This window comes from Alphaproteobacteria bacterium, assembly GCA_039980135.1.
Classification (GTDB): Bacteria; Pseudomonadota; Alphaproteobacteria; order UBA6615; family UBA6615; genus UBA8079.
This window is the reverse complement of the sequence record JBDXCV010000009.1, coordinates 517,164-533,061: the sequence shown is the minus strand read 5'-3', so window position 1 is coordinate 533,061 and position 15,898 is coordinate 517,164. Positions and strand designations below refer to the sequence as shown.

13 protein-coding genes and 1 tRNA gene are annotated in these 15,898 nt (G+C 63.6%); 6 read left to right on the top strand and 8 right to left on the bottom strand.

Annotated elements, in window-relative coordinates:
• The 3 genes from moaB to ABJ363_13015 form a co-directional block, all read right to left on the bottom strand.
• The gene (gene moaB, locus ABJ363_13025) at positions 1-549 is read right to left on the bottom strand and encodes a molybdenum cofactor biosynthesis protein B (GenBank protein MEP4379918.1); all 549 of its coding nucleotides are present in this window, start codon (positions 547-549) and stop codon (positions 1-3) included.
• Entirely contained in the window at positions 536-2,320 is a 1,785-nt protein-coding gene (locus tag ABJ363_13020; protein MEP4379917.1) for a lytic transglycosylase domain-containing protein, read from the bottom strand. Before ABJ363_13020 ends, moaB begins: the two co-directional genes overlap by 14 nt.
• 88 nt (positions 2,321-2,408) lie before the next feature.
• Positions 2,409-3,281, bottom strand: coding sequence for a uracil-DNA glycosylase (locus ABJ363_13015; protein ID MEP4379916.1), 873 nt, complete (start codon positions 3,279-3,281; stop codon positions 2,409-2,411).
• Between the two features lie 148 nt (positions 3,282-3,429).
• Between ABJ363_13015 and ABJ363_13010 the strand changes: the two genes are divergently transcribed.
• The 3 genes from ABJ363_13010 (at position 3,430) to ABJ363_13000 (ending at position 7,896) form a co-directional block, all read left to right on the top strand.
• Positions 3,430-5,094 carry an electron transfer flavoprotein-ubiquinone oxidoreductase gene (locus ABJ363_13010; GenBank protein ID MEP4379915.1) on the top strand — a complete coding sequence of 555 codons (1,665 nt, stop codon included), beginning with the start codon at positions 3,430-3,432 and terminating at the stop codon, positions 5,092-5,094.
• 119 nt (positions 5,095-5,213) lie between these two features.
• On the top strand, positions 5,214-6,974 hold the full coding sequence (locus ABJ363_13005; protein ID MEP4379914.1) for a tetratricopeptide repeat protein: 1,761 nt from the start codon (positions 5,214-5,216) through the stop codon (positions 6,972-6,974).
• Positions 6,975-6,978: 4 nt separating this feature from the next.
• The gene (locus tag ABJ363_13000; GenBank protein ID MEP4379913.1) at positions 6,979-7,896 is read left to right on the top strand and encodes a 4-(cytidine 5'-diphospho)-2-C-methyl-D-erythritol kinase; all 918 of its coding nucleotides are present in this window, start codon (positions 6,979-6,981) and stop codon (positions 7,894-7,896) included.
• Here ABJ363_13000 and ABJ363_12995 read toward each other — a convergent pair.
• Positions 7,893-10,094, bottom strand: a complete 2,202-nt coding sequence (locus ABJ363_12995) for a peptidoglycan-binding protein (protein MEP4379912.1) — start codon at positions 10,092-10,094, stop codon at positions 7,893-7,895. The genes ABJ363_13000 and ABJ363_12995 overlap by 4 nt on opposite strands.
• A gap of 186 nt (positions 10,095-10,280) precedes the next feature.
• Positions 10,281-10,859, bottom strand: coding sequence for a hypothetical protein (locus ABJ363_12990; GenBank protein MEP4379911.1), 579 nt, complete (start codon positions 10,857-10,859; stop codon positions 10,281-10,283).
• Positions 10,860-11,563: 704 nt separating this feature from the next.
• Between ABJ363_12990 and gmd the strand changes: the two genes are divergently transcribed.
• Together gmd and ABJ363_12980 are read left to right on the top strand one after the other, a co-directional pair.
• The gene (gene gmd, locus ABJ363_12985; GenBank protein MEP4379910.1) at positions 11,564-12,634 is read left to right on the top strand and encodes a GDP-mannose 4,6-dehydratase; all 1,071 of its coding nucleotides are present in this window, start codon (positions 11,564-11,566) and stop codon (positions 12,632-12,634) included.
• A 56-nt stretch (positions 12,635-12,690) separates the two neighbouring features.
• A tRNA-Gln gene (locus tag ABJ363_12980) sits at positions 12,691-12,764 on the top strand.
• Between the two features lie 17 nt (positions 12,765-12,781).
• Here the strand turns inward: ABJ363_12980 and ABJ363_12975 are convergent.
• Positions 12,782-13,477, bottom strand: coding sequence for a gamma-glutamylcyclotransferase (locus ABJ363_12975; protein ID MEP4379909.1), 696 nt, complete (start codon positions 13,475-13,477; stop codon positions 12,782-12,784).
• 83 nt (positions 13,478-13,560) lie between these two features.
• Here ABJ363_12975 and ABJ363_12970 point away from each other — a divergent pair, with 83 nt between their 5' ends.
• Positions 13,561-14,121 (top strand): DUF924 family protein, encoded by a 561-nt coding sequence (locus ABJ363_12970; protein ID MEP4379908.1) that lies wholly within the window; start codon positions 13,561-13,563, stop codon positions 14,119-14,121.
• A 15-nt stretch (positions 14,122-14,136) separates the two neighbouring features.
• Here the strand turns inward: ABJ363_12970 and ABJ363_12965 are convergent, their stop codons facing one another.
• Both ABJ363_12965 and ABJ363_12960 read right to left on the bottom strand, forming a co-directional pair.
• Positions 14,137-14,841 carry a pirin family protein gene (locus tag ABJ363_12965; protein MEP4379907.1) on the bottom strand — a complete coding sequence of 235 codons (705 nt, stop codon included), beginning with the start codon at positions 14,839-14,841 and terminating at the stop codon, positions 14,137-14,139.
• Positions 14,838-15,830 (bottom strand): glutathione S-transferase family protein, encoded by a 993-nt coding sequence (locus tag ABJ363_12960; GenBank protein ID MEP4379906.1) that lies wholly within the window; start codon positions 15,828-15,830, stop codon positions 14,838-14,840. The genes ABJ363_12965 and ABJ363_12960 overlap by 4 nt, the downstream gene beginning before the upstream one ends.
• Positions 15,831-15,898 lie beyond the last annotated feature (68 nt).

The following is a 15,898-nucleotide window of genomic DNA, read 5'->3' as shown; positions in this document are numbered from 1 at the left end:
TTATAGCGCTTCGCGCCCCTCATGCTCGCGCAACCGCGGCAACAGCTCGGCGAAGTTGCACGGCTTGTGCCGGATATCCAGCTGGTCTTTCAGGATTTCGTCCCAGCCGTCGCGACACGCGCCGGGCGACCCCGGCAGCACGAATATATAGGTGCCCGTCAGAACCCCGGCGTCGGCCCGCGACTGGACTGTCGAGGTACCGATCTTCTGGAAACTGATCCAGCGGAACAACTCACCGAACCCGTCGATGCGTTTTTCCACCACATCGCCGAGTGCCTCTGGGGTGACGTCGTTTCCCGTCACGCCGGTGCCGCCGGTCGAGATGATCACTTCGATCTCCGGGTCGGCCGACCATGTGCGAAACTGGTCGGCGATCGTCGCGCGGTCGTCCCTGACGATCGTGCGCGCCGCCAGGATGTGCCCGGCGGATCGGAGCCGCTCCGACAGGGTGTCGCCGGAACGGTCGTCTTCCGGTTTACGCGAGTCGGAGATCGTCAGGACGGCAATGCGAACTGGCTTGAAGTCCGGGTCGGCCTCAGTCTCTGCCATCGGAATCCTGTGCCTCATAGCGTGGCCAGCGGCCGGCGACGATGTCGTCGAGCGACGTCGAATCCTGCCCGAGCCTGTCGCGGTAGATCCAGAGATTGGTCAGGATACGTTCGACAAAGGCGCGGGTCTCGCGCGACGGCAGGCTTTCGATGAACAGCAACGGGTCGTCGCCATGGGGGATGTTGCGTTCCCATTTGCGCAGGTTGCCCGGCCCGGCATTGTAGGCGGTCGCCGTCCGGAACAGGTCTTGCTGGATGCCGCGTTCGGACATGAGAAGTTCGATATATTGCTGGCCCAGCGCGAGATTGAATTCGGGATCGAAGAGTTTGTATTTCCCGCGGCCGCGTAATGCGCTCTCGCGCGCGACGTAGCTGGCGGTGCGCGGCATCAGCTGCATAAGCCCGCGCGCACCGGCGTGGCTCTTGGCGCGGCGGTTGAACGCCGATTCCTGCCGCACAAATGCAAAGACGAGCGCCCTGTCGACCGCATAGCCGTCGGCGGGCGCCCAGTCGGGTACCGGATAGGCGGTGGCCAGTTTCGCCGGATGCTCGGCGAAACCAGACAGCTTGAGTGAGACCGCCGGCAGGCTGGCATGGGCCGCGAGCGCGAGGACATCGGGAAGGAGGATCGAATGCGCGGCGGCGAGATTGAGAAGCTCGAGTTCGGCTTCATGTTCCTGTCCGACCTGCAGCAGGGCGATTGCGCGTCCGCCGATGCGGGTGTCGGCGATGTCGCGGAAGTTGCCGAAATGCAGGTCGGGATTGATCCAGCCGAAATCGGCCGTCACGCCCAGGGCGCGTCGCGAAAGCAACCCGTAGAAATGCCGTTCGTGCACGGCGCCGATTTCGAGAAACGCGGTGACCCGATCCGGGTGTCCGTTGGCCAGCGCGGCGCGCGCGGCCCAGAACCCACCCGCCGAGACGAGGGAGTCCGCCGCTTTCGGCGATTGCGCCAGAGTGACGAACAGGGTTTCGGCGTCCTGCGGCTTGCCGAGGCGCCAGGCGGCCAATCCGCCCCACCAATAGGCGAGGGGCGCGGCGCCGGGCGCCGCGACGTCCGCCGCCCAAGCCGCGAGAAGAGCGGCTTCGTCCTTGCCGGCGCGGTAGTAGCCGCGCGCGATCGTGCGCCAGGCCTGTGCGATCTGAACATTGTCGAGTTGCCGCTGGGTCGCGCGCTGTTCGAGAAGCTGTTTGGCGCCTGTCGGCCAGCCGCGCGCCACGCGGCGACGGATATCGCTCTGGAGGTTCCGCCCCTGGCGCGTCGATGCGCGGGAATAGAGCGGGCGTCCCTCGGAGGCCTTGCGGACAGTCTCGCCACGGATGGCCAGGGTATGGGTGACCGGCGCGACAGCGGCGCGGACACCCTTTGGCTGGCGCAGCACGGCGAGCCGATAGATGCGCCGGGCCTGCGGGTGGTCGGCATGTGCCGCCATCCAGGCGCGCAACTCTGTAAATCGCGAACGGTACTTGGTCGGGTGCAGGTAGCGCTGGGCCTCGACATGGCCCATCAGGCGCCGGTCCTGAATGCGCGCGATGATTGCGTCCGCCGATTTCCAGTCACCGGTCTCCTGAAGTTCGAAGACCCGCTTGTAGCGGGCCGCATCGGCGGTGGACAGTACGCCCTCGACGGATCCGATGCCGGGGATCACGAGTGTGCCGGGCCCGACCAGGGCGGTCTCGAGCGGTCGCGGCTTGGGATGCTGCGCCTGGGCCACACCCGTCCATGCGAACAGGGCGGCGGCGGCAAGCGAAAGGACGACCCGATACTTCACGATGCTGCTGTCTCCGTTGAAAAGCCGGGCATTCATACAACCCGACCGGTTCGCCCGGCAAGGTGCCGCGCCGTGCCTTCACAATTCGTTAATGTTCGTGATCCGCTGTGATCGCGTCCAGTTTTTCCCGCACGGCGATCAGGTCGAGCCATGCTGCGCGTTTTTGGCCTGGTTGGCGAAGCAGGTAGGCGGGGTGGAGCGTCGCCATGGCAGGAATGGGACCGAGGCCCCCGGCTTCCGTCGCCGGTGATGCGTAGTCGTACCATTGGCCGCGCAGCCGGGTGATGCCCTCCGTGCGATTCAGAAGCGTCTTGGCCGCGGTGCCGCCGAGAAACACCAGTAGCCGGGGCGCGACCAGCGCTATGTGACGTTCGAGGAAGGGCAGGCATGCGGCGATTTCCGCACCCGTGGGTTGCCGGTTTCCCGGCGGCCGCCATGGCAGGATATTGGTGATGTAGACGTTCGTGTCGCGCCCCAGATCGAGGAAACCGAGCATTGCGTCGAGCAGTTGACCGCTGGCGCCGACAAAGGGCGCGCCTTCCCGGTCTTCATCGCGTCCGGGCGCCTCGCCGACCAGCATGACATCTGCTTTCTGCATGCCGGCGCCGAATACAAGATTGGTCGCGGTTGATTTCAGCGCGCAGCCGTCGAATGCCGCGAGCGCCGTCTTCAGGGCCGCCAGGTCATCGCAGCCGGCGGCGAGGCCGCGGGCGGTCTCGTTGACGGCATCGGCGGGTTCCAGCCTGGGTGGCGCGGGCGGGGCCGGCGCGTCGGCCATCGCGGGGGCAGGCGCTTCCGCCACCGCGCTTTTATTCTCGCTCACCGGCGCGGGGACGGGCTTCGGTGGCGTGGCGGCGAAACGGTCTATCGGCACGTCGCCGATGGCCTCGTCCGCGCCGGCCTCCAACTGCCAGCGCAGTGCTGCCGCCAGATCAACGCGGGTGTCGGCTGCGACGGTCATGTTGATATGTCGCGCGGTAGGCGCGCGCTTCGACCGCCGGAAATCTCGACCGTTCGGAGGGTGAGAGCGTTGCAATCGCCCGGTTGTGATTCGCGGTGGGTCATGGTTCCTTGGAGGCACAGCATATCGAGTCGCGGAGATTCTTAACATGAGCGAGCAGCCCACCGAACGTGAATCGATGGCCTATGATGTGGTGATCGTGGGGGCGGGGCCGTCGGGTTTGTCAGCGGCCATACGGCTGAAGCAACGCGCGGCTGAAGCGGATGCGGAGATCGGTGTCTGCGTGCTGGAGAAGGGCTCGGAAGTGGGCGCGCATATTCTGTCGGGCGCCGTTTTGGAAACCCGCGCGCTCGATGAATTGATCCCTGACTGGCGCGACCGCGACGCGCCCATCAAGACGCCCGTCAGCGACGAGAAGTTCCTTTTCCTGCGTGAGACCGGCGCGACGTCAATCCCGACGGCTCTGTTGCCGCCGGCACTCAAGAACCACGGCAATCACATCATCTCGCTCGGAAATCTGTGTCGTTGGCTGGGGGAGCAGGCCGAGGCGCTCGGGGTCGAGATCTATCCCGGTTTTGCTGCCTCGGAAGTCCTGTTCGATGAGGACGGCGCGGTGCGCGGCGTGGCAACCGGCGATATGGGCATCGGCGTCGACGGCGAGCCGACCGCCAATTACACGCAAGGCATCGAACTTCACGCCCGCTACACCTTCTTTGCCGAAGGCTGCCGGGGACAACTGGGCCGCCAGCTGATGGACCGGTTCGATCTGCGCGCGAATGTCGAGGCTCAGACCTACGGGATCGGGATCAAGGAGCTGTGGGAGGTCGACCCCGAACAACACAAGCCCGGCCTGGTGATGCACACGGCGGGCTGGCCGCTGGACACGAAGACCTATGGCGGCTCGTTCCTGTATCACCTGGAGGACAATCAGGTGGCGGTCGGCTACGTCATCGGGCTCGACTACAAGAACCCCTATCTCTCACCGTTTGACGAGTTCCAGCGTTTCAAGACCCACCCGTCGGTGCGGCCCGTCTTTGAGGGCGGCAAACGCATCTCCTATGGCGCGCGGGCGCTGAACGAGGGCGGGGTGCAATCCCTGCCCGAGATGGTGTTCCCCGGCGGGGCCTTGATTGGCTGTGAGGCCGGCACCTTGAACGTGCCCAAAATCAAGGGCACCCACACGGCGATGAAATCAGGGATGGTCGCGGCGGATGCGGCCTTCGCGGCGCTCACTTCCGACGATGCCCCCCCGCCGCTGCTTGAGGGCTTCACATCGGCCTTCAAGGCATCCTGGGCCTACAAGGAACTGACCCGGGCGCGGAACTTTCGCCCGGCCTTCAGGTTCGGCCTGTACATGGGGACGTTGTTGTCCGGGTTCGATCAGGTCGTGCTGCGCGGGCGCGCGCCCTGGACGATGAAGCATGGTCATGCAGACCATGAAACACTGGAGACGAAGGACAAGCACACCCCCATCGACTATCCCAAGCCCGATGGCGAGGTCAGCTTCGACAAGCTGTCGTCGGTGTTCATATCGAACACAAACCATGAGGAGAACCAGCCCGCGCATCTCACGTTGAAGGACCCGGATGTGCCGATCACGGTCAATCTGGAACTCTATGACGCGCCCGAGCAGCGCTTCTGCCCCGCGTCGGTCTATGAAATCCTGACCGATGACGAAGGGTCCAACCCCCGCCTGCAGATCAACGCCCAGAACTGCGTGCACTGCAAAACCTGCGACATCAAGGATCCGACACAGAATATCGTCTGGGTTGCACCCGAGGGTGGCGGTGGGCCGAACTATCCCAATATGTAGAAGACACTTTGTATGACTGTTGCGTCACGACAAGTTGTGACGTCCGGACTGTCCGGTCCGGATAGATTCGACACCGGTACGCGACAGGCATAAATATTTTGAATCGGCTCGGAAAAGTGATGCGCATGAAAATCTCCCTATCGGCTGGCCTGACAATCGCGGCACTCCTGGGCGCCTCTGTGCTGACCGCGCAAGCCGCGACGTCTGGTCGTTCCGGGTCACCGGGGTTGCAAACTGATATCGACGGCGAGGCCTTTGACGCCGGCCAATCGGTCGCCGGACGTTTCCTGGCGGCCCGGCATGCCGAGTCCGTCGGCAACCTGGTGGCGGCGGCCGACCTGACGGCGGGCGTACTCGGCGAGGTCCCGAAAAGTGAAATCATGCGGCGGCGCGCCCATCTGGTGATGGTGGGAGCGGGGCGTTTCGATGACGCTGCGGCCATCGCGGAAGACCTCATCGCCACCCGCCCCGAGGACCCGCTGATTGTCTATACGCTCGTCGTGCGCGCCGTGCACGCGGGTGACCATGCGAGGTCTCTGGCACTGCTGGAAACCGTCCCGGAATCCGGGGTCAACGGCATCATCGCCCCGTTGCTGAAAGCATGGTCCCTTGCCGGCGAGGGCCGGACGGCAGATGGTCTCGCGGCCCTCGACACCATGGCGCAGAATGCCGGGCTCGCGCCGGTGGCCGGTTTCCACCAGGCGTTGATCGCCGATATCGGGGGCGATGTTGCGGCGGCCGAAGCGGCCTTCCGAAAAACCCTCGCGGCGTCTGGAGATCGGCCCTCTTTGCAGCTTGTCGATGAATTCGCCCGTTTTCTTGTCCGCAACGGCAAACCGGAGGAGGGCGCCTCGCTGGCCGCCGATTTTATCGCGCGCAACCCCCAGACGCTGCTCATTGAACCGACCCGTGCGGTGACCGAGGGGCGCGCGGATCCCGACCGACTTGTCGCGGATGTCCGCGAAGGCGTGTCCGAAGTGTTTCGCAACGTGGCGAGCCTGTTGAACCGGGAGCAGTTGCGGACCGAGGCATTGCTCTTTATCCGGATGGCGCTCGATCTGGCACCCGACGATGCGGGTGCGAAATTCACCCTCGCCCAGCTTCTGGAAGCCCGCGAGCGCAGCGATCTTGCGATCGAGGTCTACGGGAAGGTCGACCCCCGTTCGCCCTATGGCTGGTACGCCCGGCTCGGCGTTGCCGACGCGCTGCATGCGCGGGGCGAGAGCGACGCGGCGATACGATTGCTGCGGGCCATGTCCTCCGAACGCCCAGACCGCGCCGACGCGCCGCGCGCGCTGGCGGACCTGTTGCGGGTCACCATGCGGTTCGAGGACGCGATTGCGGCCTATGACATGGCTGCCGAGCGCATGGGACGCGCGCCCGACTGGGGGCTCCTCTACACCCGCGGTATCGCGCTTGAGCGCGCCAAGCGTTGGGATCGTGCCGAGCAGGACTTTCTGAAGGCGCTCGACGTCGCTCCCGATCAACCCCTCGTTCTGAACTATCTCGGCTACAGCTGGGTCGAGCAGGGGGTGCATCTCGAGCGCGCCCGGAAGATGATCGAAACGGCCGTGGAGAAGCGCCCGCGCGACGGCTACATCACCGATTCGCTCGGCTGGGTTCTCTACCGCCTCGGGGATTTCGAGAATGCGGTGGTGCATCTTGAGCGTGCCGTGGCCCTGGAGCCGGGGGACCCGGTGATCAACGATCATCTGGGCGACGCCTATTGGGTCGTCGGGCGCAAGCTGGAGGCCCGCTTCCAATGGCTTCGGTCGCTTTCCCTTGAGCCGGACCGCGATGTGGAAACCGAGATACGTCAGAAGCTGGACGGGAAGAAAGTTCCCAAGCCGCTGCCGCCGGGCAAGAAGCGCGATCTGTAACGGCGTGGCGACTGGCGCTGACACGAATGCTGGCGGTTCACGGCGACACGCACACGCACCGGCGAAACTCAATCTGTTCCTGCATGTCGGGTCCAAGCAGGCGGACGGATATCACCCGCTCGAAAGTCTCGTCATGTTCTCCGAGTTCGGCGACGGCCTCCGTCTGACGACGTCGGACCATTTCGAGCTTATCCGCACGGGCCCATATGCAGCGGCACTGCCGGACCGTCCGGATGAAGATCTGACCGCGCGTGCCGTCGCCGGACTCGCGGAAATCTGTGGACGCGTGCCCGTCTTCACGATCACGCTGGACAAGAATATTCCCGTGGCGGCCGGCCTTGGCGGCGGGTCGGCGGATGCGGCGGCGGCGATCCGCCTGGTCTGTCGGGAATGGGATGTCGATCCGAACGACCCGCGCGTGAAGGGGTTGGCGGCCGGACTGGGCGCCGATGTTCCCATGTGTCTGCACAGCCGGCCGGCATGGGTCGCGGGCGTGGGCGAGAAGGTCACTCCGATCGAACATAGTGCGGTGCTGGACCTGCTGCTGGTCAATCCGCGTGTACCGCTGCGTACCGCGCAGGTTTTCGCCGCATACGCGCCGGTCGATCCTGTTGCGGACGTAGACCCGGCGGCCGTTGACCTTGCGGTGACTGATTCCGTCATCGGGTTCCTCGAACAGCAGCGCAACGACCTGGCCGTGCCAGCCCGGCGTCTTTGCCCCGTGATCGCGGATGTTCTGGACGCGCTCGCGCAAGCCGACGGCAGCCGGCTGGCGCGGATGAGCGGCAGCGGGCCGACCTGCTTCGCGATATTCGACGATGCCGAAACCTGCAAACGCGCCGCACTCGATCTCGGCGCACGCTATCCCGGTTGGTGGGTGTCGCCGACGCGGACAACACATCCGGACCGGTCGAAGCTCTAGTTTCTGACACCCGAAATCTGGCGTAGATGCCTGAGCAACGCCTCTGAGGGTTCGCCGTCGATATCGAGGCCGAGTGCGCGTTGATAGTTGCGGATCGATTCACGGGTCTCCGCACTCATTGAACCGTCGGCCGGACCTGTTTCAAATCCGAGTTTCGCTAGCAGCGCCTGGATGTTGCGAATCCGCGCCGTGTTCGATGTGGGCTCCGTGGGGGGTGCCGCGGGAGGCGCTGTCGCCGGCGCGGCGGCGGGGGGAGCGGCAGTCGGCGGCGCGGGGGGTGCCGGCGGCGGTTGGGGCCGCTGGCGCTTGCCGGTGATGTTTGCCGCGATGAATGCCGAAACGCGTCGATTGACCTCGGCGCGTTCTTTCGTTGTCAGCCGGGCTGCGACCAGATCTGCCTTTTCGGCGGCCTGGCCGTCGCCGTTCGCGTCGGCCAGCCGGTACCAGTAATAGGCGTCCTTGAGGCTGTCGTGCGAAACGGGTGACGTCGCGAGGATGTTGGCGAGGGAGCTCTGCGCCTCGAGTATATTCTCGGCCGCCGCGCGCCGGAGCCATTTCAGTGCCATGTCGGAGTCGCGCTCGATGCCACGTCCCGCGGCGTAGGCTGCGGCGAGCGCATATTGCGCGCGCCCATGTCCTTTCTCGGCGGCGCTGTGGAACCAGATCAGGGCCTCGACCGGATCCGGCTCGACACCGCGGCCGGAATCGTAGAGGACGCCCAGATTATATTGCGCGCTGACGACTCCGCCGGCGGCGGCGTCCTGGAGCCATTTTGCGGCCTCGGCGTAATCCTGCTCGATACCGCGACCCACCAGGTAGCGAACGGCGATTTCGTACTGGGCTTCGGAATCACCCGCGGCGGCGCGGTCACGCAGCGTGTCGATTTCGGAAGTGGCAGGTGTGGGTTCTCCTGCGACCGGCGCGCTGGCGTCGCGTGTTACCTGTGGGACGGCGGCGGTCCGGGCCGGGGTTTCTTCGGTTGCCGGTGCGGGCCGTTGGGCGGTGTCGCCTGCATCGGAGTTCGCGGGCGCCTGCGGGGCTGGTGGGCGAGTTTCGGTCGCGACCGGGGCGGCCGGCGGCGGGAGTGCGCCAACCGATTTCGGTGTGGCGGTTTGACCGGGGACAGTGTCGGGGACGGGGCCGGCAGATGTGCCGGCGGTTGAGCCGGGAGGCTCCCGCACGGTTGCCGGGTCCGATGCTTCGCCCGACGGTCTGTCGTCGGTGGCGAACGGGATTTCGGGCAAGGTGAGTTCGAACCAGACAAATGCACCGATGCCGGCGCTGGCCAGCAGGAACATCAGCGCGACGATCAGGAGATAGATCGGGCGCGACCGGGTCGGCGCCGCCTCGGTCGGAAATGGGGTGGGGTTTACGACCGGGTCGCGCAGCGCCGGATCTCGCTTCGCGTGTTCACCGTCGTCGAACAGACCCACCAGATCGGATTTTAGGGCCTGGTCGGCGAGGTCCATGTCTTCGTCGGATACCCCGTCGGTTTCGAACGGGAGATCCTCCGGACCGCGCGCCGCGTCGGACGCGCCCATGTCGGCGCCATTGTCGTCACGGTGATGGTCGTCGCGTGAGTGGACATCGCCGGCGTGGTCTTCGGGAGGCTGGTTGTCCTGAAGTCCCGGGTCGGGTGTCCATGATTGGTCTGGTTCGGCTTCGTCGTTTTCGGATCCATCGAACGCCGGCTCGTCTGGTTTTGGCGCGTCGGATTCCGGCGCGTCGTGTTCGGACGCGTCGTGTTCCGGTTCTACGGGTGCGGGGCCGGCATATGTCGAGGCACCGGAATCGGGATCGTCGATGTCGGGTTCTGTGACGTCGGATTCGCTGACCGCGTGATCTTCGATGTTTGGTTCGTCGAATCCCCGTTCTTCGAGTTCCGGTTCTTCGAAATCCTGATCATCGAAACCGGGCGGTTCATGCTCCGCAGCCTCGGGCTCGGGGTCGTCATATTCGACCGGTTCGGGTGCCGCATTCGAGCGCGGTTTGTATCGCTCATGTGGTGGTGCGGGGGTGTCGTGTTCGACACCAAGAATTCGAAGCTGTTCCTCGATCGCGGAGACGGTTTTCTCGACCGGCGCGAGCTGCGCCGTGAGTCGGTCGGCCTGGGAATCGATTCGGATTTCGAGCTCTTCGAGAATCCGCGCAATCTTTTCTTCGGCGGATAATGAGGATGTGTCTTCGCGGTCGGCCATGGTCTGCGCTGTTGGGTTCTAGCGTTCGATAATCCCGATCGTAACGTCGATGCAGGCCCGCTTCCGGTTCTTCAATTCACGCTGCCGCAACCGGCGGCCGGGGTTCCGTGGGACGGCGCCGGAACGACATTGTGGACATCGATGGCGGCTCCTGCGGAGAAACTGGTTTGGCCGTTCGATATCGTATTAGTCGCGCCCGAAAAGACGGCCCAAAAATCCGGAACCATCGTCCGATGTGCGGCTCGGTCTGCTCGGACCCCTTGAGCCGTCTTCCATCCGGTCGAGGCGTTCCGACAATCGCATCATGGCGCGTTCGACCGGGGCCGACGAGGCGCCGCCCGATTTGGATTTGATGTCTTCAATTTGTGCGCCGAGCTCGCCGACCTTTTCCGCGATCGGCTGAATCGCCTCGGTCGTGCGGTGCTCGGATTGTTCGATCCGGTTGGCCAGCTTCTGGATGCTTTCGAGCACCGCCTCGGCCGTCAATGCCGGGGGGCCGCTCGGTGCCTGTTCTTGGCGCGGGGGATAATCATATGCCGGCTCTTCGCGATGTACCTCGCGCGGCCGGTTCGTGTTCTGTCCATGATCACCGAATCGCTGGTCGGGCCCGTCGCGTTTTGTGCGCAGTTCCTCGGATGCCGCCGACAGGATTGTCTGGGACAGCCAGCGTCCCACATTGACGCCCTGCTTGCGGGCGGCAATTTTCGCTGCCTCGCGCGCTTCGGGGTCGACGCCCTTTACGCTCCAGGGTGAATTCGTAGCCATCGGAAGTTAAGCGATCCCGTTGATTCGATACGTAGTGCCCGAACAGGGCCATGTATTGCGACTTTGTAACCCGGTAATACGCGTCCCAAAATATGGGGAACGCGCCGCCGAATGCCAGTAATCAATTTTACAGCGGTATTGATGCACTTTTTTCACACAGATGAAAACATGAAAAATTACGACTCCTTGATTGGAATCAATAGGTTCGTCGTGGGGTGGCCCAGGCCATACCGCCAGTAATCCCGATATTTGGGAAGTCTAAAGTAGTAATCGCTTCAGAAACGTAAACCCGTCGTTTGGTCCCGCCCTCATACCTGGGCATACGGGGTTTACCCCCGGGGCACTACGGCACTACATGGTTCGAAAATCCCGGATTTCCGGGGGTTGTGGATTCCGTTGTCCCCTGCCGAAACAAAGAGGAAACATCCGCCGGATGGCCGATGGGGGTCACGAAAGATGCGGCATGCATGGCCAGATATCCGTGCCGGTGCCGCGACGTATCGGGTCACCGAATGGGTCCGGCCGGATCCGCCATTCGCGATCTTGCGCACTTCGCCGGATTCGGAATTTTTGACCCGGGCGAAGGACGCACTGATTTCCGCTCCGGCCTTGTCGGGGCTTGACCGCGCCAAGTATAGTCGCGCCGCCCTTCGCCATGCGCATACCGGCGTATGTCGAAAATCATCGTTTACGGAGCCCCCGACATGGCAAAAAACGTTGCCCTTATCACCGGTGTGACGGGACAGGACGGGGCCTATCTGGCCGACCTTCTTCTGCAAAAAGGCTATGAGGTTCACGGTGTGAAACGCCGCTCATCGTCCTTCAATACCGGCCGCGTCGATCATCTATATCGCGACCCGCACGAGACCGGCGTCGGGTTTCACCTCCATTACGGTGACATGACCGATGCGACGAACCTGATCCGGTTGATCCAGGAAGTGCAGCCCACCGAGATCTATAATCTGGCGGCCCAGAGCCATGTGCAGGTCAGTTTCGATACGGCTGAATATACGGCCAATGCGGATGCGATGGGGGCGCTGCGGCTGCTCGAGGCGATCCGCATTCTCAAGCTCGAGGATACGGCCCGCTACTACCAGGCATCGACCTCCGAACTCTATGGCAAGGTCCAGGAAACACCCCAGAGCGAGACCACACCTTTCTATCCACGCAGCCCCTATGCGGCGGCAAAATTATACGGCTACTGGATCACGGTGAACTATCGCGAGGCCTATGGAATGCATGCCACGAACGGCATCCTTTTCAACCATGAAAGTCCGATCCGCGGCGAGACATTCGTGACCCGGAAAATCACCCGTGCGGTGGCCGCGATCGAGCTCGGTCTGCAGAAGCAATTGTTCCTCGGCAACATGGATGCGAAACGCGATTGGGGACATGCGCGCGACTATGTCGAGGGCATGTGGCGGATCGTGCAACATGACGAGCCCGACGATTTCGTCCTCGCGACGGGCGAGACGCACGCGGTCCGGGAATTCGTTGAACTGGCGTTCAAGGAAGTCGGCCGGACCATCGTCTGGCATGGCGAGGGTGTCGATGAAGTGGGTGAGGATTCCAAGACCGGCGAGACGCTCATCGCCATCGACCCACGCTATTTTCGCCCGACCGAAGTGGACCTCCTGCTCGGCAATCCGGCGAAGGCAAAACGGGTGCTTGGCTGGGAGCACAGCACGCCGTTTCCGCAACTGGTCAAGGAGATGGTCGCGGCGGATCTCGAACTCATGCGCGCCGATGGCGATATCCACAAAAGCTTCGATTGAGCCGGGCGGCTTGCAGATCGCGTCGGCAAGGGCGATATAGGCCCTGCAGTCGGCCTTGGGGCGTAGCCAAGTGGTAAGGCATCGGGTTTTGATCCCGTGATCGCAGGTTCGAACCCTGCCGCCCCAGCCAACTTCCTCGGATCGAAATCAGGCGTTCGAGGCACCGTCCCCGGAACCGTCCAGGCGCGCGCGTACGAGACGCTGCAGACGGAACAATTGCCGGTCGCGGATGCCGGCCTCGCGCATGTGCGCGACGGTGTTTTCGAGATACTCCGCACAGCTGCCCAGATATCCCGCGGCCGTCGCCAGTTGTTCCACGACACTGGCTTCGGGCAGACGCCCGACATAGCGTTCGGTGTCGCGGTTCATCACAAAGGTGACGGCATTGACCGGACCGTCCGGTGTCATCGCGCGGACCCAGACAGCCGAATAGCTGTCGAGCGCCATCTCCCGGTCCCAGACCACGGACAGTTCGTCCCGCTCGCGACCAGCCGGAAGTTTGAAGACCATGCCGTTGCACGACCCGCCCTTGTCGAGTGCGAGCATCAGGCCGGGGTTTTCCGGCGTGCCGCGTCCCAGCGGCGTTTGCAGGCAGAAGGAACGGTGGTAGCCCCAGAGCCGGGCCGTGCGTTTCTCGCTGTAGTGGATCGCCGGGTTCCAGATCAAAGAACCGTACCCGAACACCCATATATCGCGGGCGGGCGATGCGTCGAAGAACGCCGCGAGCGAAGCCGCGCGTTCGGCGTCGGTCAACGGACGGATGTTCGTCAGATGCTGTAGTTCCTTCAGCCGGCGATAAATCTGCCCGTTCCGGATGGAATCGCGGTCGAGTTTGTCGGTCATTTCAAATCGGATGCAATCAACATGCTGTGTGTATATCAATCGGGGCGGGGGAACTGAACCTCCGCGGTACAAGGAACGCCGGCATGGCCATCACAGCAGACGCGGTTCTGGACTTTTGGTTCGCGGAAACCGACCGGGCGAATTGGTTCGAGCGCTCCGATGCCTTCGACAGGGTCATTCGCGACCGGTTCGCCGACGCGGTCGAGACGGCGCGCGGCGGCGGGTTCTCGGACTGGCATGAGACGGCGCGGGGTTGTCTGGCCGTGATCATCCTGATCGATCAATTCTCGCGAAACCTTTACCGGGACTCGCCGCGCGCCTGGTCCGCCGATGATCTGGCCCTGTCGTGCACCCGGCGCGCGCTGGCGCGCAACTACGACGCCGACCTCACGCCCGAAGAGCGGAAGTTCCTCTACATGCCCCTGATGCACAGCGAGGATTTGGCCGACCAGGAACAATGCGTCGATGTGTACCGGACGCTGGCGGCGGCCTCGGCGGCGGAGGACGTCGCCCTGGACTTTGCGATCCGTCACCGTGACATCATCGCGCGGTTCGGTCGCTTCCCCCATCGCAACGCAATCCTCGGCCGGGAAAGCACGCCCGAAGAGGTGGAATTCCTCAAGGAACCCGATTCTTCGTTCTGAGGCGCGGAAATGCGTTCAGGGCAGGTCGGCGAGGACGAACTCCGCATCGCCGCGTGCGGTGATGGTGATGTCGCGCTCGCCGGCGATGGCCGCGCCCGCGCGTTCGCCGATTTCCGTGCCGTTCACCAGAACCGTGCCGCGCGACGGGACGATGTAGCCCTTGCGGTAGTCCGAGAAAATATGCGTGACACTCTGGCCGTCCGACAGGGTGGCGCCGAACAGCGCGGCATCCTGATGGATCAGCGGCGCGGCGCGTTCTTTATCGTCGCTGCGCCCGGAGGCGAGCAGCACCAGCGCGCCGGCCTGTTCGCCGCGCGGAAATGCCTTGGTCTCCCAGCGCGGGGCATGGCCCTCGCGGTCCGGCGTGATCCAGATTTGGAAAATCTGCGTGGCCTCGTCTTCCTCGTTGAATTCGGAATGCTGAATCCCGGTGCCCGCGCTCATGATCTGGACGTCGCCGGCCTCGGTGCGACCGCGATTGCCCAGATTGTCCTCATGGGTGATGGCGCCGTGGCGGACATAGGTGATGATTTCCATGTCCCGATGGCCATGCGGCGGGAAACCGCCATGGGCGACGATCGTGTCATCGTTCCAGACCCGCAGCGGGCCAAAACCCATCCGATCCGGGTTCATGTATTCACCGAAACTGAAATGATGGTGGGCGTCGAGCCAGTCATTCCGGAAATGTCCGAGATCGTCGAGGGATGTGACGTCGATCATGCTGCGTCCTTTACGTCTTCTCGATTGTGCGGAGCCAGGTAGTCGATCTCAGGGCCCACAGGAACGATTCGGTTGGGGTTCACCGTCTCATGACTGCTGTAGTAATGCGTCTTGATGTGCGCGTGGTCGATCGTCGAAGTGACCCCGGGGACCTGATACAAATCGCGGGTGTAGTTCCACAAATTGGGGTAGTCGATCAGCCGGCGGATGTTGCACTTGAAGTGCCCGTGATAGACCGGGTCGAACCGCAGCAGGGTGGTGAAAAGCCGCCAGTCGGCTTCGGTCTGTCGATCCCCGATCAGATAGCGCTGCTTTGACAATCGCGCCTCAAGCCAGTCCAGCGTTTCGAACAGATCAGTCACGGCCTCGTTGTAGGCATCCTGTGAGCGCGCGAAACCGGATTTATAGACCCCGTTGTTCAGCGTGTGGAAAACGCGCTCATTGACGGCGTCGATCTCATCGAGCAGTGCGGGCGGGCAGTAATCACGTTCAGGATGTTTGGCGTAGGCGTCGAAGGCGCTGTTGAACATGCGGATGATCTCAGCGGATTCGTTGCTGACAATCGTGTTCGTCTTCAGATCCCAGAGGACGGGAACGGTCACGCGGCCGGTGAAATCGGCATCGGCTTCCTTGTAGATTTCGTGCAGGTAGTCTGCATTGATCACCGGGTCGGGCACGACGCCTTCGCCGGGCGCGAATGTCCAGCCGTTCTCGGCCATGTACCAGTGGACGACCGAGATCGAGATCACGTCCTCCAGGCCCTTGAGGGTGCGGAAGATCATGGTGCGATGTGCCCAGGGACAGGCGTGGCATATATAGAGGTGATACCGCTCCGGCTCAGCCTTGAAACCGCCGCTGCCTGTCGGGCCAGGCAAACCGTTGGCGGTAACCCAGTTGCGGAAAGAGGTCTCCGGGCGTTTGAACTTGCCGTCGCCGCTTTTCTTCTCGGGTTCTTCGGCGTGCCAAACGCCTTCGATCATCACGCCCATCGCAAATTCCTTCCATGGATGAGGGGTTCCGTTCGCGCATCAGGTTGGTTGCGCGTTGCGAAATGTCG

Bases quoted from the DNA above. Each gene is read 5' to 3' on its own strand.
- ABJ363_13010 (MEP4379915.1), top strand. From the start codon at position 3,430: ATGAGCGAGCAGCCCACCGAACGTGAATCGATGGCCTATGATGTGGTG.
- ABJ363_13015 (MEP4379916.1), bottom strand. From the start codon at position 3,281: ATGACCGTCGCAGCCGACACCCGCGTTGATCTGGCGGCAGCACTGCGC.
- gmd (MEP4379910.1), top strand. From the start codon at position 11,564: ATGGCAAAAAACGTTGCCCTTATCACCGGTGTGACGGGACAGGACGGG.
- ABJ363_12975 (MEP4379909.1), bottom strand. From the start codon at position 13,477: ATGACCGACAAACTCGACCGCGATTCCATCCGGAACGGGCAGATTTAT.
- ABJ363_12970 (MEP4379908.1), top strand. From the start codon at position 13,561: ATGGCCATCACAGCAGACGCGGTTCTGGACTTTTGGTTCGCGGAAACC.
- ABJ363_13005 (MEP4379914.1), top strand. From the start codon at position 5,214: ATGCGCATGAAAATCTCCCTATCGGCTGGCCTGACAATCGCGGCACTC.
- moaB (MEP4379918.1), bottom strand. From the start codon at position 549: ATGGCAGAGACTGAGGCCGACCCGGACTTCAAGCCAGTTCGCATTGCC.
- ABJ363_12960 (MEP4379906.1), bottom strand. From the start codon at position 15,830: ATGGGCGTGATGATCGAAGGCGTTTGGCACGCCGAAGAACCCGAGAAG.
- ABJ363_12965 (MEP4379907.1), bottom strand. From the start codon at position 14,841: ATGATCGACGTCACATCCCTCGACGATCTCGGACATTTCCGGAATGAC.
- ABJ363_12990 (MEP4379911.1), bottom strand. From the start codon at position 10,859: ATGGCTACGAATTCACCCTGGAGCGTAAAGGGCGTCGACCCCGAAGCG.
- ABJ363_12995 (MEP4379912.1), bottom strand. From the start codon at position 10,094: ATGGCCGACCGCGAAGACACATCCTCATTATCCGCCGAAGAAAAGATT.